Source organism: Arthrobacter sp. TE12232, from assembly GCF_054062615.1.
In genome coordinates this window covers 686,534-702,537 of the sequence record NZ_JBSSFK010000001.1, presented here as the reverse complement: position 1 = coordinate 702,537, position 16,004 = coordinate 686,534, and the positions used below count along the sequence as shown (strand labels likewise).

Here is a 16,004-nt window from a genome sequence, read left to right as displayed (position 1 = left end):
GTCGAATAGCTGCGATGACGTGTTGTTGATGTTTTGTCGGGATGCCGAAACCTAACCGCCGGGCGGGATGCCGTTGTCATCAGGGCTTGCGATTTCACCGCGCGCACCTTGGCCCGGGTGATGCAGCCAATGCCCCAGACTGCCGTAGTGGAACCTGGCCAACTGCCCGGGATGCCGCGCGGGCGTCCGTCAGACGGCCGTAACCGGGAGCCGCCTTCGCTGCCCGGCTACCGCGACCGCCTGGTCTGCGATTCCGTGGTCGTAACTCGGCCCGGGTAACGCAGCGACTGATCCTGCTCGCCGTCGTGCGGCCGTGCCAAGGAGCCGTGGCCACCGCGGACGGCAGCCGTGCTGCCGTTACCCCTGGGTGTGCGATCACGTGGTGGCACGTTGGCCTGTATGACGCCGTCGCTGCCCGAATCACGCCGCGATTGCCGGGTCTGTGATTACACGGCTGGCATCATCGCCGAGATCAGGCCGCCACTGTCCGGGCCGCGGTTATGCGGCCTGAGCGGGTCGGGCGGGTGTGAAGTAGTGGTTGCGGCGGGGTTTCTGGCCGGGGTCGATGTGGGGTGGCGGGATGAACCAGGGAATCCCGGTCCGGAGCCGGATGGTCCACGCTTCCTTGTGGATCAGGTGGTGGTGATGGGAACAGAGCAGGGTTCCGTTCTCCGTGCCCGTGGTCCCGCCGCGGGACCAGTACGTGATGTGGTGCGCTTCGCACCAGGGCGCGGGGATGGTGCAGCCCGGGAAGGCGCAGCCGAGGTCCCGGGTGATGAGGGCTTTGCGGAGGTGGGGCGGGAAGAGCCGGGAGGCCCGGCCGATGTCCAGGATCCGGCCCTCACCCCCGAGCAGGACGGGGATGATGTCGGCGTCGCAGGCGATCTTCCGGACCGTGGAGGCGGTGACGGGTCCGGTGAACAGCAGCGATCCCGTTTCCCGCACCGCCCCCGCGGGCCGGAACGCCCCACCGGTTTCATCCGCCGCGCCGCCCGCCGCGTCGGCCGCACCGGTTTCGTCTGCCCCAGCCGCCGTTTCCTGGCCTTCTGCCGGGCCGGTCTGGCCGTCGGGGGCGGTGCCGAGCCGGGTCAGCAGGTCCCGGTAGTCGATGGTGACCATGATCTGGGGCCGGAGCCCGCCCGCGGCGGGCAGGCCCCCGGTCGCGAGGGCGATCCCGCAGGCACCGACCAGGCCGTCCAGCAGCCGTTGGGCCCGGGACCGGGGATCCAGCCCCGCCGCCCCGGGATCCTCCTCGCACACCGGCTGCCCCGCTGCTGCGGGGGCGTCATCCGGAACGGCATGATTCCCCACGGCGGGAGCCTGAGCCGGGGCCGGGGAGGCAGCCTGGGCATCCGCAAGAGTCGACACACCGCCGGCCCGGGCATCACAGGCCCACACGCCGGCCCCGGCACCCGTGACCGGCCACTCACTGCCGTCACCGGCCGCGTCGACGGGTCCGAGGGTCGAACGCTCGCCGGCGGGAGTGCCGACGACCCAGCCTTGACCGTCGGACAGGCTGGGAGCCCACCCCACGGCGAAGGAAGCTCCGGCGGGCTCGGCGCCCCAGTCAGCAGAAGCGGCGGCACCGGAGGTGGCATCAACCGCCCAGCCGTGACCGGCGGCCGTCTCTGCACCGGAGGCCCATCGATCAGCGGCCGTACCGGTGGCGGAGCCATCATGGGCCCCGGCTCCGGCGGCCCAGCCATCAGCGGCGGCACCAGTGGCGGAGTCCTCAGCGCCGGCCGTGGGGCCCTCAGAAGCGGCGCCGGCGGCCGATACCTCAGAGGCGGCGGCTTTCGTGGGCCCGGCGGCGTGTGTGTTTGTGGTGCGGGGGTTGGTGTCGGTGTTCATGACGGTGAGGAGGTACTCGAACTGTTCGGTGGTCGCGAAAATCTCAAGATGGTGCAGGCCGTGGCGCCGGCGCCGGATGAAGGCGCCCTGCAGCTGGCGCAGCAGCTCCTCGGAGGGCTCGGCACCGTCCTGATCCAGCGCATCCGCCCAGCCCCGGGCCACCCGGGCCAGGAAGTCCGCGTCGTTCTCCGCGGCCGTGCGCGTCAGGGCCTGCTCCATCCGCGCCAACGCCCCGGCGTCACAGACGTGCCGGACCTTCTCCAGCGCCGCAGTGATGATCGTCGCGGCCCGCGACGCGACCTCCCCGGACGCGACCGCCGCACCGAGCTCCGCGTGCACGGCCGGGACGGGCTGGCCGGTGAGTCCCCGGCGGGGCAACAGATTCCAGGCCAGGGAGAGCCTGCGTTTAGCCTCCGGCGCGCTGATCCGCAGCCGCGCCCGGAGGAACTCCGCCGTGTTCCGATACCCGTCATCGACCACCGCCGCGTCACCGGCCGCATCCGACGGCACGCCCTCCCCGGTCAGCGCATCGGGCGAAGCCGCAGCACCGGGCGCTGTCACGCCCGTGAGGGCGTCGGGCGAAGCTGCGGAACCGGGCACACCGTCGATCCCACCGTCGATCCCACCGTTGATTCCGCCGTCGATTCCGCCGTCGATCCCGTCATCGGCCACAGCACCACTCACCGCGCCGGACGGTGCGCCACCGGCGGCCGCGGTGCCGGCGGCCGCGGTGCCGGGGGCGTCGTCGCGCCAGCCCGTCGTCCACGACGTGCCCGCCCCCGCCGCCGTCCTCGCCCCCGCCCCGGCTGCCGCGGCGGACTGCTTCCGGGTCCGGTCCACCGCACCGGCCGCCACCAGCTGCAAAAACTCCGCCCGGCGCGAGAGCTTCTCCACCCGCCCGGCGAAGTCCGCCGCGGCCCGGAAATCCCACGACGCCGCATCCTGAAGCGCCGTCGACCCCACAGCCTCCAACGCGGCCAGGGCAACATCCACACCCGACCGCCCGGCCGGACCCGAACCGGCACATGCGCCGCGGTCCGTGCCGGGATCCGCGCCGCAGCCTGCAGCGCGACCGGTGCACCGATCCGTGCCCTGCCCGTCGTCCCCGAGCGGAATGAAATCCCTGGCGGCTTCCATGACACCAGTCTCCTCCGGGGGTCTGACATTCTTAGCGCGAAGCAGGAGTGATGAACTGAGGGCGGTTTCAGATTTTCGGAGCTACGTCCTGCGGCCGCTTTCAGGGGACGGCGGTCGCCCCTGAGGCCGTTTTCCGTCTACCGTCGGGCCCCAAACGTGAAGACACATGCTGATCTCATTTGACGCCCCAAATGAAGCGAGAGGTCCGGCGCTGCGAGCCTTATAGGCGTGCGCTGCGAACCGTGCGGACCCTACAGGCCGGCCCCACAGCCCGGCCGTCCGGCGCGGCGAACACTGCAGCCCGGCCGTGCGGGCCGGCGCCGCGAACGCTGCGGACAGGCCCTGCGGACACGCCGTGTGGTCCGGCGGCCCGGTCCCCGCGAACCGAACGCCGGCGTTCCACCAGCCAGGCGCACGCGGATCCCCGCACTCGACTCCCTGGACGCCTATCCGCCTGAAGTCCAGGACTCCACGGAGTGCAACTAAACTGGACTGGATCCCTAGCTGCCCACCGTGAGGAAAGACTGCACATGGCCATTTTGAATATCCGCATCATCGGCGATCCTGTGTTGCGCACAGTCGCCGATCCCGTGACGGAATTCGGGCCTGAACTGGCAAAGCTGGTCGCTGACATGACCGAAACCATGGAGGACGTGGAGGGCGCAGGCCTGGCCGCCCCCCAGGTCGGCGTGAGCCAGCGCGTCTTCACGTACCGGATCGGTGGCGTTGAGGGTCACATCATCAACCCCGTGCTGGAAAACAGCGAGGACTTCCAGCCGGACCAGGTCGAAGGGTGCCTGTCCATCCCGGGCCTCGGCTTCCCCGTTCGCCGGCACCGGCTTACCCGCGTGACCGGCGTGGACCTCCACGGCAATCCCGTCACTGTGGAGGGCGAAGGCATGCTGGCGCGCTGCTTCCAGCACGAGACCGACCACCTGGACGGCATCCTCTATACGGATCGGCTCGAGGGCGACGACCGCAAGGCCGCCCTGCGCGCCATCCGCAATGCCAACTACGACGCCATTACCGAACAGACAACAACGAAGCGCGCGAAGACGGTCGGAACGAGCTTTGGCGGGTCCAGCTTCGGAATCACCCCGTGAGGGTTCTTTTCGCGGGAACCCCGGCTGTCGCGGTCCCGTCCCTGGACGCCCTGATCGAGGCCGGGTTCGACGTCGTCGCCGTCCTCACGCGCCCGGACGCCCCGCTGGGCCGTAAACGGATACTGACGCCGTCGCCCGTGGCAGCCCGGGCCGCCGAGCTCGGGATCGAGATCATCCACGCCGCCAAGGTGGACGCCGAGGTCACTGCCCGCGTTGCCGCCGTTGCGCCCGACGTCGCGGCCATTGTTGCGTACGGTGGCCTGATTCCGCGCGCGGCCCTGGAAGTTCCGCACCATGGCTGGGTGAACCTGCACTTTTCTCTGTTGCCGGCCTGGCGTGGCGCCGCCCCCGTGCAGCGCGCCGTCATTGCAGGCGACGACGTTACCGGCGCAGTCACCTTCCGTCTTGAGGAGGGGCTGGACACCGGACCCGTGTTCGGCACGCTCACCGAAACGGTGCACCCCGGCGATACCGCCGGCGCCCTGCTCGAACGGCTGTCCCGTAGTGGCGCGATCCTGCTGGCCCAGACCCTGTCCGCCATCGACGCCGGCAAATCCGTCGCGCTGCCGCAGCAGGGCGAGGTCAGCCTGGCCCCCAAACTCAGCCTCGAGGATGGCCGGCTTGACTGGCGGCAGCCTGCGTTGGCGATCGGGAGGAGGGCCCGCGGGGTGACGCCCGAGCCCGGCGCCTGGACCATGCTGGAAGGCCAGCGGATCAAGCTCGAGCCGGTGCTGCCCGCGCCGGAAGCTTCCGCGCTCCCGCCCGGACAGCTGGCCATGGACGGCAAACGCGTCGTGGTGGGCACGGGCTCGCATCCGGTGGAATTGACCCGGATCCAGCCTGCGGGCAAGAAAATGATGGCCGCCGCTGATTGGGCGCGCGGACAGGCAACACTTGAAAGCGTGGTATTCGAATGAGCGAGTCCGGAACCAGCGGCAGCGGCCGCGGCAGGGGCCACCAGCCCGGCGGCCAGGGCGGCGGCCAGTCCGGCTCCCAGCCAGGCGGCCAGGGTGGTGCCCGCGGCGGCAGCCGGCGGAACGCCCAAGGCCGGGAACGCAACCGCGGCCCGCAGCGCGGCTTCACCGAGAGTGCTCCCTCGCAGCGCACCCGCCGGGCCGACCCGGCCCGGCTAGTAGCCTTCGAAGTGCTCCGCGCCGTGGAAGCCGAGGACGCCTACGCGAACCTCGTGCTGCCCGCCCGGATCCGGCACCACGGACTGGATAAGCGCGACGCCGGTTTTGCCACCGAGCTCAGCTACGGCGCTCTCCGCGGCCAGGGTACATACGACGCCATCCTGGCGCGCTGCGTCGACCGGCCGCTGGACCAGTTGGACCCGGCAATCCTGGATGCCCTGCGGATTGGCGCGCACCAGCTGCTCGCGATGCGGGTGCCCGCCCACGCCGCCCTGGACCAGACCGTGGGGCTGGCCCGCGCCGTGATCGGGGCCGGCCCGTCGGCCCTGATCAATGCGGTGCTGCGCAAGGTCTCGGCCCGCACACTGGAAGAATGGCTCGACCTGCTCCTCAGTACCGAGACCGATCCCACCACGATCGCGTCCATCCGCTACGCCCACCCGGAGTGGATCGTGCGCGCACTGCGCCAATCGCTCGTGGCCCACGGCCGGCCGGCCACTGAGATCGATGAGCTCCTCGAAGCCGACAACGCCGCGCCCGTGGTGAACCTCGTGGCGCTGCCCGGCGTCGGCAGCCTGGACGAGGCCCTGGAAGGCGGGGCCACTCCGGGCGAGCTCGTGGAGGGATCCGCGCTGTCCAGCGGCGGTGACCTCGGCCGGCTCGCCTCGGTTCGTGACGGCAGTACCCGCGTCCAGGACGTCGGTTCGCAGCTCGTGGCCCGCGCCATGGCCGCTGTCGATCTCGGCGCGGAAGCCGCGCAGGGTAGCGAAGGCGCGGGGGAGCGCTGGCTCGATCTGTGCGCCGGCCCCGGCGGCAAGGCTGCCCTTCTCGGTGCCCTCGCGCGGCAGCGGGGTGCCCACCTGCTGGCCAACGAATTTGCTCCGCACCGGGCCAAACTGGTCCGCCAGGCCCTGTCCGCTGTGCCACGGGACGCCTGGGAGGTCAGGACCGGAGATGGCCGGGACCTCGGCACCGAGCAGCCGGAGTCCTTCGACCGGGTCCTCGTCGACGTCCCGTGCACCGGTCTGGGGGCCCTGCGCCGCCGCCCGGAGTCGCGATGGCGGCGCACGCCCAAGGACCTCGTGGACTTGGGCCCGCTGCAGCGCCAGCTGCTCAACTCCGCAATCGACGCCGTCAAGCCCGGCGGCGTGGTGGCGTACGTGACGTGTTCGCCGCACCCGGCGGAGACGACCGCCGTCGTCAGTGACGCCCTGCGTAAGCGGGAGGACCTCGAACTCCTCGACGCCGGCGCCGCGCTGGACAGCGTCAGCCTCACCGGCCACCTTGAGGCCGGGAACGAGCTCACCGCCCAGCTCTGGCCCCACGTGCACCACACAGACGCCATGTTCCTGGCCCTCATCCACAAGAAAGCCTGAACGCCGGGCGATACTTGCCCATAGCCCCGTTCCGCAGGACATGCCCGTTGGACTGAATTTTGGCAGGACCGATTTTCAGCAGAACGGCATGTCCGCACAGCGACTTTCCATCAGACCGATAGACCGACAAGGAATCCCGCATGACCAAGTGCTGCATCAACCCGAGTATCCTGTCCGCCGACTTCGCCAACCTCGAGGCGGAGCTGAGCCGGATCAGCAACGCGGATGCCGTGCACGTGGATGTCATGGACAACCACTTCGTGCCCAACCTCTCGCTGGGCCTGCCCGTCGTGCAGCGGTTGCAGGAAATCAGCCCCATCCCGCTGGACGCGCACCTGATGATCGAGCACGCCGACCGCTGGGCCCCTGCCTACGCCGACGCCGGCGTGGCGTCCGTGACCTTCCATGCCGAGGCCTCGATTGCCCCCATCAAGCTGGCGCGCGAACTGCGGGCACGCGGGTCCAAGGCAGGGCTTGCGCTCCGGCCGGGGACCGGCGTCGAACCGTTCCTGGACATGCTCGGCGAACTCGACATGCTGCTGATCATGACCGTGGAGCCTGGCTTCGGCGGCCAGGAGTTCCTGGACCTGACCCTGCCGAAAATCCGGCGTGCCCGGGCCGCGATCGACCGCTCGGGCCTCAAGGTGGCTTTGCAGGTGGACGGCGGCATCACCGCGGACACGATTTTCCGGGCCGCCGAGGCCGGAGCAGACGTCTTCGTGGCCGGCTCGGCCGTGTACGGCGCAACTGACCCCGCGGACGCAATCGAACGGCTCAGGGTTGCCGGCAGCCGCTGAGGACGGCCCGGGCCGGGCAGCGGCGCGGGGCGGTACGGGGCCGGACTGCCGTAAAGATTACTCGGACCGTAATGTACGCGGCCGGGAATAGCCGGAGACTAGCCCGGGTTGTGTCAGAATAACAACACACATACGTGCTCCGGGGTCGGTGTAAGTCCGAACCGGCGGTGATAGTCCGCGACCCGCGCGCCAGTGCCTCTCTTCGGAAAGGTGCCGGCAGACGGTTGAATCGGTGAAATTCCGATACCGACAGTTAAAGTCTGGATGAGAGAAGCACGTACAGCTGTTACTGCGGCGCCCAGACGGCGCCGCATAATTGTGCTGTCGTATACCCCCGGAGCCATCGCGGTTCTAGAGGGAAGGAACGACACACATGAACTTTCTGCGATGGCTCTTCCAAGCACAGGTCCCGGTAATCGGATCTGTCCTGATTCTTTGTGAAGTGCCTGGCAACATCTCTGGGCTGGCCCCGGCCCTCGGCGGCATGCGCCGCCGGGTATGGGCAGCCTCTAAGATGACCGTCTCCACTGTGGCCGTCCCCGACGTGGGGGTGATGGCATGAGCGGCAGTCACCTGGCCACCACAGCTCCTTTGGGCGAGCCCGACGCCGGAGCCCCCTTCAGCGCCGCGGAACGTGCGGCCATGCAAGCTGCCCTCGCTGCCGCGGCGCAGGGTCCGCGGGGCGCCAACCCGCTCGTGGGCGCCGTCGTCCTCGGAACGGACGGGTCGCCTCTCGTCACCGGGTACCACCGCGGGGCAGGGACTGCCCACGCCGAAGCTGACGCGATTGCCCAGGCGCAGGCGGCGGGTTTGGATCTCCGCGGTGCTTCGATGGTGGTGACCCTGGAACCGTGCAACCACTGCGGACGCACCGGCCCCTGCGCCCGGGCGATCATCAACGCCGGCATCACCGACGTCATCTACGCCATCGATGACCCCCATGACCCGGCCGCCGGCGGCGCCGTGACGCTCCGCGCCGCGGGTGTCCGCGTCCGGTCCGGGCTGGCGGCCGACGCCGCGCTGGATTTAAACCGGCGCTGGTTCGACGCCGTCGCCGCCAAACGGCCCTTCGTCACGCTGCATATCGCACAGACCCTCGACAGCCGCATTGCTGCCGACGACGGCACCAGCCAGTGGATCTCCAGCCCGGAGTCCCTCGCCGACAACCATGCGCTCCGGGGCCGGATTGACGCCATCCTGGTCGGCACGCAGACGGTGCTGGTCGACAACCCCCGGCTCACGGCCCGGAATTCTGACGGCGAGGAGTCCGGCAAGCAGCCGCTGCGCGCCGTGATGGGCTACCGAGGCATACCCGAGGACGCGGCCATCCACGGCGCGGACGGCAACGTCCTGCATCTGGCGACCCGTGATCCGCGCGAGGCCCTGGACCAGCTGTTCCAGAGCGGCGTCCGGCACCTCATGGTGGAAGGCGGTTCCCGGATCCTGAGCGCATTCCTTACCGCCGGTCTGGTCGATGAACTCATCGTCTACCTGGCGCCGACGCTGCTCGGCTCCGGAACGCCCGCGCTCGACGACCTGGGCATCACCACCCTGGCCGATGCCCAACAGTGGGAATGGGACTCCGCGTCCGGGGGCGCCGTCCAGATGCTCGGCCGCGACCTCCGGCTGCATCTTCGCCCGGCGGGTCCCGCGAGCCCGGCCAGCGCGCCCGGCGTGGAGAGCCCGGCCGCCACCTCTACTTCATCCGATACAACCCCGCACCGCAATGGCGCGGACACCGCCGCAGGAGGCAATTGATGTTTACCGGAATTATCGCCGAGCAGGGAAAGGTGCTTTCCGTTGAGCGCAACGGCGACGTCAGCGCCACCGTTCGGCTCCACGCGCCCGGCACCACGGACGGCCTCGCCCTGGGTGGTTCCATCGCGGTCAACGGCGTCTGCCTCACGGCCACGCAAATCGACGGCAAAGACTTCAGCGTCGACGTCATGGGCGAAACCCTCAACCGCAGCACCATCGGTGAACTCACTGCCGGCGATCCCGTCAACCTGGAGCGCTGCGTCCCGGCCGGGGGACGGCTGGACGGTCACGTTGTCCAGGGGCATGTCGACGGCGTCGGGCAGCTTCTGGAACGCGAGGGCCTTGGCAACTGGGACCGGCTCCGGTTCGGTGTGCCGGCCGGACTGGCACGGTACATCGCCGAAAAGGGGTCCATCGCCGTCGACGGCGTCTCCCTCACAGTCACTGCCGTGAGCCCCGCGAACGATCCGGCGCCCTGGTTTGAAGTCGGGCTGATCCCCACGACCCTGGCGGAGACCGGCCTGGGCGGCAAGCCCCTCGGCGGCCGGGTGAACCTTGAAGTTGACGTGCTGGCGAAATACACCGAACGCCTGCTGTCCTTTGCCAGCGGAACGTCGCCCGCAGCGCACCGGGCGTCCGCGGCGCCCGCCGAAGAAGCAGCCCAAGAAGCAGCCCAAGAAGCAGCACTCACGGACGGGGCAGCGAAATGAGCCGCGTCAAGGACCAGGCAGGCCATGTCCTGGCTGAAGAACTCCGCCCCGCCGCGGCGGACTCAGCCGCAGACTCACCTGCACACCCGGCTGCAGACCCCGTTGCAGACTCAGGCAGGACGGGCCTCGATCCGATCGAGGACGCCATTGCCGCCATGGCCGCCGGGCGTCCCGTCCTCGTAGTGGATAACGAGGACCGCGAGAACGAAGGCGACATCATTTTCGCCGCCCAGCACGCGACGCCGGCACTGATGGGCTGGACGGTCCGCTACAGCTCCGGCGTGATCTGCGTACCGCTGGCCGCCGACCGGGCCGACGCCCTCGCGCTGCCGCCGATGGTGGCCGTCAACGAAGACGCCAAGGGCACCGCCTACACCGTGTCCTGTGATGCCGCCGTCGGAGTCAGCACCGGAATTTCTGCCACGGACCGCGCCCTGACAGCCCGGATCCTGGCCGACCCGCAAAGCCAGCCGAAATCCCTGACGCGTCCCGGGCATGTTTTTCCCCTCCGCGCCGTTAAGGGGGGAGTGCGGGAACGTCCCGGCCACACCGAAGCGGCCGTGGACCTGTGCCGGCTGGCGGGACTGGAACCCGTGGGAGTGATTGCAGAGCTGGTGTATGACAACGGAGAAATGATGCGGCTGGACGGACTACGCGGCTTCGCCATTGAGCATGGCTGCCCCCTGATTTCGATTGCGGATCTGGTGGCCTACCTCGAAGCAGGGCAGCACGACAGCTACGCAGCGGATCCCGTCTGATGGAGGAGAAATAGTGACGACTTCTAAGACACGAGAAGAAACGGCCATGGCAGGTCAGCCGCATCCGGTCAGCGCAGGACCCATCGTCCAACTGCCCACCGCATTTGGCGATTTCGTGGCCCAGGCCTGGACCGATCTGGCCACTGGAGCCGAGCACCTGGCGGTCAGTTCACCGATGCAACCTGTGGACGGGATGGCCCCGCTGGTCCGCTTGCATTCGGAGTGCCTCACCGGAGACGTGTTCGGCTCCTACCGGTGCGACTGTGGCGAACAGCTGGCCTATGCCCTCGAGATGATCAACGAGTTCGGCGGTACGCTGCTCTACCTGCGCGGCCAGGAGGGACGCGGAATCGGCTTGGCGAACAAGATGAAGGCCTATGCCCTGCAGGAGGCCGGATTCGACACTGTGGAGGCCAACGAGCAGCTCGGGTTGCCCGTCGATGCGCGCTGCTACAAGGCGGCGGCCCAGATCCTCGCCGATATGGGCCTCCACGAGATCCGGCTCCTGAGCAACAACCCGGACAAACAGGACCGGCTCGCCCAGGCAGGCGTAACGGTGGTGGAGATGGTCCCCACTGAGGTTCCTTCCAGGGAACAGAACATCCGCTACCTGCAGACGAAGAAGGACCGGATGGACCACCGCCTGGTTCTGGACGTTGAACCGGCTCCTGCCGGATTCGAGCACGACCAGGACTGACCCGGCGGCCCTCCGGGCCGTTCCACCCCGCTTCACCCGCCAGCCCGCCGTGCCCGGCAGCCTAAGCTGCCCCGCAGGGCGGACTGGCGGCGGACCAACCACCAGACTCAACAGCAAGGAATTCCCATGAGTGGCCACGGCGCCCCCCAGATCGACCTCAGCACGTTCAAGCCGGAGGAAACCTCGCGGCTCAAACTGGCCATCGTGGCCGCGAGCTGGCACACCCAGATCATGGACGGGCTCCTTGACGGCGCCCTGCGTGCCGCGAAGGACGCCGGCATCAGCGAGCCGACCGTCCTGCGGGTGCCGGGCACGTTTGAGCTCCCCGTCGCGGCTGCCCGGCTGGCACCGCACTTCGACGCCGTCGTGGCGCTCGGCGTCGTCATCCGTGGCGGGACGCCGCACTTCGAATATGTCTGCGAGGCAGCCACCCTGGGCCTGACCGAGGTCAGCGTCCGCACCGGCGTCCCCGTGGGCTTCGGCGTGCTGACGTGCGATACCGAACAGCAGGGCATCGACCGGGCCGGCCTGCCGGGTTCCACCGAGGACAAGGGGCACGAGGCCGTCACCGCCGCCCTGGCCACGGCAGTGACCCTCAAGCAGTTCGGCTGAGCACCGCTTCACCCCAGACAATTCGCCCCGGACAACCGGAGCCCGCACAACTGCAGCTCCACGCGGGGCGGCCGGCAGCCCGCCGGCCGCCCCGCCTGTGATTGACATGCTGTGCAATGCCTCACATCCCGTTCGTCATGCAAGGGCCCGGCAGGCGTTCCCGCGCCGGGAGCAAGTAGGCTTGGGGGCGTGAAGAATTTCGAGTCGCTGTTCGCAGAACTGAGTGAAAAGGCAGCCGTCCGCCCGGAAGGCTCCCGCACCGTCGCCGAACTGGATTCCGGAGTCCATGGCATCGGCAAGAAGGTCGTGGAGGAAGCAGCCGAGGTCTGGATGGCTGCCGAGTATGAATCCGATGAAGCCGCCGCTGAGGAAATTTCGCAGCTGCTGTACCACCTGCAGGTTCTGATGCTCGCCAAAGGACTCACCCTGGAAGACGTCTACAAGCATCTCTAGCCGCGCCCGCACGGGAACCGCCAGGACTCATCCGGCGGAACCCGCGCACCGCGTGGCCGACGTGCCCCAACAGAGACCTTCCACACCCAAGAGAGACTTTCCCATGCTTAGAGTTGCCGTCCCGAACAAGGGATCCCTGTCCGAAGCCGCCTCCGCCATGCTTGCTGAGGCTGGCTACCGCCAGCGCCGCGACACCCGCGAACTGGTCATGGTGGACCCGGACAACGACATTGAGTTCTTCTTCCTGCGTCCGCGCGACATCGCCGTGTACGTGGGCCAGGGAACGCTCGACGTCGGCATCACCGGCCGTGACCTGCTGCTCGACGCCGAGGTCGAGGCCGAGGAACTGCTGCCGCTGGGCTTCGCCGCGTCCACCTTCCGCTTCGCCGGCCCCGTGGGCGATTTCACCTCCATCGAACAGCTCGAGGGCAAGCGCCTCGCCACGAGCTATGACGGTCTGCTGCGCGGCTACCTGGCCGAGCGCGGCATCAAGGCGAAGGTGGTGCGCCTCGACGGCGCCGTGGAATCCTCCGTACGCCTCGGCGTCGCGGACGCGATTGCCGACGTCGTCGAGACCGGCACCACGCTCAAGGCCGCCGGCATGGAGATCTTCGGCGAGCCGATCCTGAACTCCGAGTCGGTGCTCATCGGCCGCAAGGGCGAGCAGAACCCGGCCACCGAGGTACTGATCCGCCGGCTCCAGGGCGTGCTCGTGGCCCGGCAGTACGTGCTGATGGACTACGACATCCGGAAGGAGCTCGTAGAGCAGGCCGCCGGACTCACCCCGGGCCTGGAGTCGCCGACCGTCTCGCCGCTGCGCGATTCGGACTGGGTGGCCGTCCGCTCGATGGTGCCCAAGCGGGAAACCAACCGGATCATGGACGAGCTCTACGACCTCGGCGCCCGCGCCATCCTGGTCAGCAGCATCCACGCCTGCCGCATCTGAGCGCCCACCTGCCGAGTCCCTCCAGCAAACATCAGGAGAAGTCATGACTGTTGCCGTGCGCGTCATCCCGTGCCTCGACGTCGATGCCGGCCGCGTGGTCAAAGGCATCAACTTTGAAGGGCTCCGCGACGCCGGTGACCCGGTGGAACTGGCGCACCGCTACGACAACAGCGGCGCCGACGAGCTGACCTTCCTTGACGTCACGGCGTCATCCGGCAACCGGGAGACCACGTTCGACGTCGTCCGCCGCACCGCCGAGGAAGTTTTCATCCCGCTCACGGTCGGCGGCGGTGTCCGCGGCGTGGCCGAGGTGGACAAGCTCCTGCGCTGCGGAGCGGACAAAGCCGCCATCAACACTGCCGCCGTGGCCCGGCCGGACGTGATCGACGAGATCACCCGGCACTTTGGGTCCCAGGTCCTGGTGCTTTCCCTCGACGCCCGGCGCACCCGCCCGGGTTCGAAGCCCACCCCGTCCGGCTTCGAAGTCACCACCCACGGCGGACGCCAGGGGACCGGGATCGACGCCATCGCGTGGGCCCGGGAAGCTGCCGACCGCGGCGTTGGGGAGATCCTGCTCAACTCGATCGACGCCGACGGCACCAAGGACGGCTTTGACCTGGAATTGATCCGGCTCGCCCGTGCAGGGGTCAAGGTGCCCCTCATCGCCTCCGGCGGCGCCGGCAAACCCGAGCACTTCCCGCCGGCCGTGGCAGCGGGCGCCGACGCCGTCCTCGCGGCATCGGTCTTCCACTTCGGGCCCCTCGACATGATCGCCCAGGTCAAGGCCGCGATCCGGCAGGCAGGCTTCGAGGTCCGCTAGTCCCCACCCGCCCCCTATCCTCGCAAGTCCACACCGGCTCCCTGCCCTCGCAAGCTCGGGCTGGGGCCCTCGCCGGAGCGGCTCCACGGACAGGGACCCTGCGGGCGTGGGCCCACCACCCGCCCCCTATCCTCGCAAGTCCACACCGGCTCCCTGCCCTCGCAAGCTCGGGCTGGGGCCCTCGCCGGAGCGGCTCCACGGACAGGGAACCCTGCGGGCGTGGGCCCACCACCCGCCCCCTATCCTCGCAAGTCCACACCGGCTCCCTGCCCTCGCAAGCTCGGGCTGGGGCCCTCGCCGGAGCGGCTCCACGGACAGGGAACCCTGCGGGCGTGGGCCCACCACCCGCTTACAACAACGCGGGGTCACTTGTCGCCCATCCCGGAGGGGATTATGGGCGGTAGGTGACCCCGCGTTGCTTTGTTGTGGGGGAGTTAGAGGCCGACTTCGGCGGACTGCAGGAGCGCGACGGCATCCGGCTGGCCTTCGAAGGTCACGAGGGCGTGGCGTGTGCGGCCGTGGGCGTGCATGAGGAGTTCCCCGGGCTCGCCGACGATGGCCACCGACACGGGGGCTCGCTTGGCCACGTGCCGCGGGCCCGAAGGGCTCACCAGCACAATGCCCAGGTCCACGCCGCGGTACAGGATGGCCGCCCGCTTGACGAGTTCGTCCCACAGAGCGTCCGAGTAGGCCTCGTCCAGGGCCCGCGGTGCCCAGCGGTCCACGGCGCGGCGCACGTCTTCGGTGTGCACAAAGTATTCGATCAGGTTGGAGCTCTCATCCAGTGCCTTGATCCGCAGCGGCGACAGCGCCGGGGGACCGGCCCGGAAGGCGTTGACCAATTTGGCGTAGTCCTCGGGGGTCTTCAGCGTGCCGGCGAGTTCGGCCGTGGCCTGGTCCGAGGCCTTGGAAAGGCGTTTGATCAGCAGACCAAGTCCGACGGCGATTTTCCGCTCGCGCAGGTACAGGTGCGCGGCAAGGTCGCGGGTGAGCCACCCCGTGCAGAGCGTGGCGGCATCAGGGCCGGCTGCCAGCAGGGTTTCGGCCAGGACTTCTCGGGACGGTTCGACGAAATGCATCACTTGTGAAACTAGCACGAGACGGCCGCGCGTGGGCACAGGAATCGCCGCCGCAGGGGTGCGTGACGGCTTCATCCGGTGGGGGAGCGGCGGGGGAACGCGGAAGGCGCGTCGAAGAGCGGCCAAGTGTTAAGCGGGAGTGTTAAGCGACGGCGTGGACCCGCAGGCCAGCGGCCTGCCCGGAGGCACTAGACTTGATCTGATGTCTGAGCAGCCCGCCCCCGCCAACGCTGTCCCCGGCGACGCCGTCGACACCGACGCCGTCGTATCCGGCGACGCCGCATCCAATGCAGCGCCGTCGGCCCCGGATTCCGCGGCCAGCCCCCTGCCGGCCGGACTGGCGGACGCCCTGAAGCGCGACAGCGCCGGCCTGGTGGCCGCGATCGTCCAGCAGTTCGACACCCACGAGGTGCTCATGCTGGGCTGGATGGACGACGAGGCGTTGCACCGCACCATGACGAGCGGCCGTGTGACTTTCTATTCACGGTCCCGCCAGGAGTACTGGCGCAAGGGCGACACCTCCGGGCACGTTCAATGGGTCAAGTCGCTCGCGATGGACTGCGACGGCGATGCCCTGCTGGTGCGGGTCGACCAGGTGGGCGCGGCCTGCCACACCGGAACCCGGACCTGCTTCGATGGCCGCGAGATCGACGCCGTCGTCGGCCATGGCGGCTAAGCGCCCCCGGCGCGGAAACCCGGCACAGCACTCCGGCACCCCCACAGCTTCACTGACCGGACCACCGGCAGGATCCCACGACCGGATCCGCTACGGGT

General features: G+C 69.3%; 15 protein-coding genes, 1 pseudogene and 1 riboswitch. Of the genes and pseudogenes, 14 read left to right on the top strand and 2 right to left on the bottom strand.

Annotated elements, in window-relative coordinates; genetic code table 11:
* Positions 1-498: 498 nt before the first annotated feature.
* Complete coding sequence (locus ACVWZ7_RS03140; RefSeq protein ID WP_456506961.1) at positions 499-2,988, bottom strand: DUF222 domain-containing protein; 2,490 nt, start codon at positions 2,986-2,988, stop codon at positions 499-501.
* Positions 2,989-3,518: 530 nt separating this feature from the next.
* On the opposite strand from ACVWZ7_RS03140, the gene def reads away from it, so the two are divergent.
* From def to hisF, 13 genes and pseudogenes are all read left to right on the top strand, one after another.
* A complete protein-coding gene (gene def / locus ACVWZ7_RS03135) occupies positions 3,519-4,091 on the top strand; it encodes a peptide deformylase (RefSeq protein ID WP_344368065.1) in 573 nt (190 codons plus the stop codon).
* Positions 4,088-5,008, top strand: coding sequence for a methionyl-tRNA formyltransferase (gene fmt / locus ACVWZ7_RS03130; RefSeq protein WP_456506960.1), 921 nt, complete (start codon positions 4,088-4,090; stop codon positions 5,006-5,008). Before def ends, fmt begins: the two co-directional genes overlap by 4 nt.
* Positions 5,005-6,600: an RsmB/NOP family class I SAM-dependent RNA methyltransferase gene (locus tag ACVWZ7_RS03125; RefSeq protein WP_456506959.1), complete on the top strand. Its 1,596-nt coding sequence runs from the start codon at positions 5,005-5,007 to the stop codon at positions 6,598-6,600. Before fmt ends, ACVWZ7_RS03125 begins: the two co-directional genes overlap by 4 nt.
* A gap of 140 nt (positions 6,601-6,740) precedes the next feature.
* Entirely contained in the window at positions 6,741-7,397 is a 657-nt protein-coding gene (gene rpe / locus ACVWZ7_RS03120) for a ribulose-phosphate 3-epimerase (RefSeq protein WP_116767471.1), read from the top strand.
* 130 nt (positions 7,398-7,527) lie between these two features.
* Positions 7,528-7,678: riboswitch (FMN riboswitch) on the top strand.
* Positions 7,679-7,770: 92 nt separating this feature from the next.
* Positions 7,771-7,902 (top strand): annotated as a pseudogene (locus ACVWZ7_RS03115) (nicotinamide riboside transporter PnuC); the annotation flags it as partial.
* 53 nt (positions 7,903-7,955) lie between these two features.
* On the top strand, positions 7,956-9,155 hold the full coding sequence (ribD, locus tag ACVWZ7_RS03110) for a bifunctional diaminohydroxyphosphoribosylaminopyrimidine deaminase/5-amino-6-(5-phosphoribosylamino)uracil reductase RibD (protein WP_456506958.1): 1,200 nt from the start codon (positions 7,956-7,958) through the stop codon (positions 9,153-9,155).
* A complete protein-coding gene (locus ACVWZ7_RS03105) occupies positions 9,155-9,865 on the top strand; it encodes a riboflavin synthase (RefSeq protein WP_456506957.1) in 711 nt (236 codons plus the stop codon). The genes ribD and ACVWZ7_RS03105 overlap by 1 nt, the downstream gene beginning before the upstream one ends.
* Positions 9,862-10,623, top strand: a complete 762-nt coding sequence (gene ribB, locus ACVWZ7_RS03100) for a 3,4-dihydroxy-2-butanone-4-phosphate synthase (protein ID WP_116767468.1) — start codon at positions 9,862-9,864, stop codon at positions 10,621-10,623. The genes ACVWZ7_RS03105 and ribB overlap by 4 nt, the downstream gene beginning before the upstream one ends.
* 46 nt (positions 10,624-10,669) lie before the next feature.
* On the top strand, positions 10,670-11,320 hold the full coding sequence (gene ribA, locus ACVWZ7_RS03095) for a GTP cyclohydrolase II (protein ID WP_116767467.1): 651 nt from the start codon (positions 10,670-10,672) through the stop codon (positions 11,318-11,320).
* 126 nt (positions 11,321-11,446) lie between these two features.
* A complete protein-coding gene (ribH, locus tag ACVWZ7_RS03090) occupies positions 11,447-11,932 on the top strand; it encodes a 6,7-dimethyl-8-ribityllumazine synthase (protein ID WP_090581814.1) in 486 nt (161 codons plus the stop codon).
* Positions 11,933-12,121: 189 nt separating this feature from the next.
* Entirely contained in the window at positions 12,122-12,385 is a 264-nt protein-coding gene (locus tag ACVWZ7_RS03085) for a phosphoribosyl-ATP diphosphatase (protein WP_018772463.1), read from the top strand.
* A gap of 103 nt (positions 12,386-12,488) precedes the next feature.
* Positions 12,489-13,331: an ATP phosphoribosyltransferase gene (gene hisG, locus ACVWZ7_RS03080; protein WP_344368055.1), complete on the top strand. Its 843-nt coding sequence runs from the start codon at positions 12,489-12,491 to the stop codon at positions 13,329-13,331.
* A 43-nt stretch (positions 13,332-13,374) separates the two neighbouring features.
* A complete protein-coding gene (hisF, locus tag ACVWZ7_RS03075; RefSeq protein WP_116767466.1) occupies positions 13,375-14,151 on the top strand; it encodes an imidazole glycerol phosphate synthase subunit HisF in 777 nt (258 codons plus the stop codon).
* Between the two features lie 434 nt (positions 14,152-14,585).
* Here the strand turns inward: hisF and ACVWZ7_RS03070 are convergent, their stop codons facing one another.
* Positions 14,586-15,230 carry a TIGR03085 family metal-binding protein gene (locus ACVWZ7_RS03070; protein WP_344368053.1) on the bottom strand — a complete coding sequence of 215 codons (645 nt, stop codon included), beginning with the start codon at positions 15,228-15,230 and terminating at the stop codon, positions 14,586-14,588.
* A gap of 202 nt (positions 15,231-15,432) precedes the next feature.
* Between ACVWZ7_RS03070 and hisI the strand changes: the two genes are divergently transcribed.
* Positions 15,433-15,906: a phosphoribosyl-AMP cyclohydrolase gene (gene hisI, locus ACVWZ7_RS03065; protein WP_456506956.1), complete on the top strand. Its 474-nt coding sequence runs from the start codon at positions 15,433-15,435 to the stop codon at positions 15,904-15,906.
* The last annotated feature ends 98 nt before the right edge of the window (positions 15,907-16,004 follow it).

What these genes read in the sequence shown, in the direction of transcription:
- ribD (WP_456506958.1), top strand. Translation starts at nt 7,956, where the DNA reads ATGAGCGGCAGTCACCTGGCCACCACAGCTCCTTTGGGCGAGCCCGAC.
- ACVWZ7_RS03140 (WP_456506961.1), bottom strand. Translation starts at nt 2,988, where the DNA reads ATGGAAGCCGCCAGGGATTTCATTCCGCTCGGGGACGACGGGCAGGGC.
- ribA (WP_116767467.1), top strand. Translation starts at nt 10,670, where the DNA reads ATGGCAGGTCAGCCGCATCCGGTCAGCGCAGGACCCATCGTCCAACTG.
- hisF (WP_116767466.1), top strand. Translation starts at nt 13,375, where the DNA reads ATGACTGTTGCCGTGCGCGTCATCCCGTGCCTCGACGTCGATGCCGGC.
- def (WP_344368065.1), top strand. Translation starts at nt 3,519, where the DNA reads ATGGCCATTTTGAATATCCGCATCATCGGCGATCCTGTGTTGCGCACA.
- hisI (WP_456506956.1), top strand. Translation starts at nt 15,433, where the DNA reads ATGTCTGAGCAGCCCGCCCCCGCCAACGCTGTCCCCGGCGACGCCGTC.
- ribB (WP_116767468.1), top strand. Translation starts at nt 9,862, where the DNA reads ATGAGCCGCGTCAAGGACCAGGCAGGCCATGTCCTGGCTGAAGAACTC.
- rpe (WP_116767471.1), top strand. Translation starts at nt 6,741, where the DNA reads ATGACCAAGTGCTGCATCAACCCGAGTATCCTGTCCGCCGACTTCGCC.
- hisG (WP_344368055.1), top strand. Translation starts at nt 12,489, where the DNA reads ATGCTTAGAGTTGCCGTCCCGAACAAGGGATCCCTGTCCGAAGCCGCC.
- ribH (WP_090581814.1), top strand. Translation starts at nt 11,447, where the DNA reads ATGAGTGGCCACGGCGCCCCCCAGATCGACCTCAGCACGTTCAAGCCG.
- ACVWZ7_RS03070 (WP_344368053.1), bottom strand. Translation starts at nt 15,230, where the DNA reads ATGCATTTCGTCGAACCGTCCCGAGAAGTCCTGGCCGAAACCCTGCTG.
- ACVWZ7_RS03105 (WP_456506957.1), top strand. Translation starts at nt 9,155, where the DNA reads ATGTTTACCGGAATTATCGCCGAGCAGGGAAAGGTGCTTTCCGTTGAG.
- ACVWZ7_RS03125 (WP_456506959.1), top strand. Translation starts at nt 5,005, where the DNA reads ATGAGCGAGTCCGGAACCAGCGGCAGCGGCCGCGGCAGGGGCCACCAG.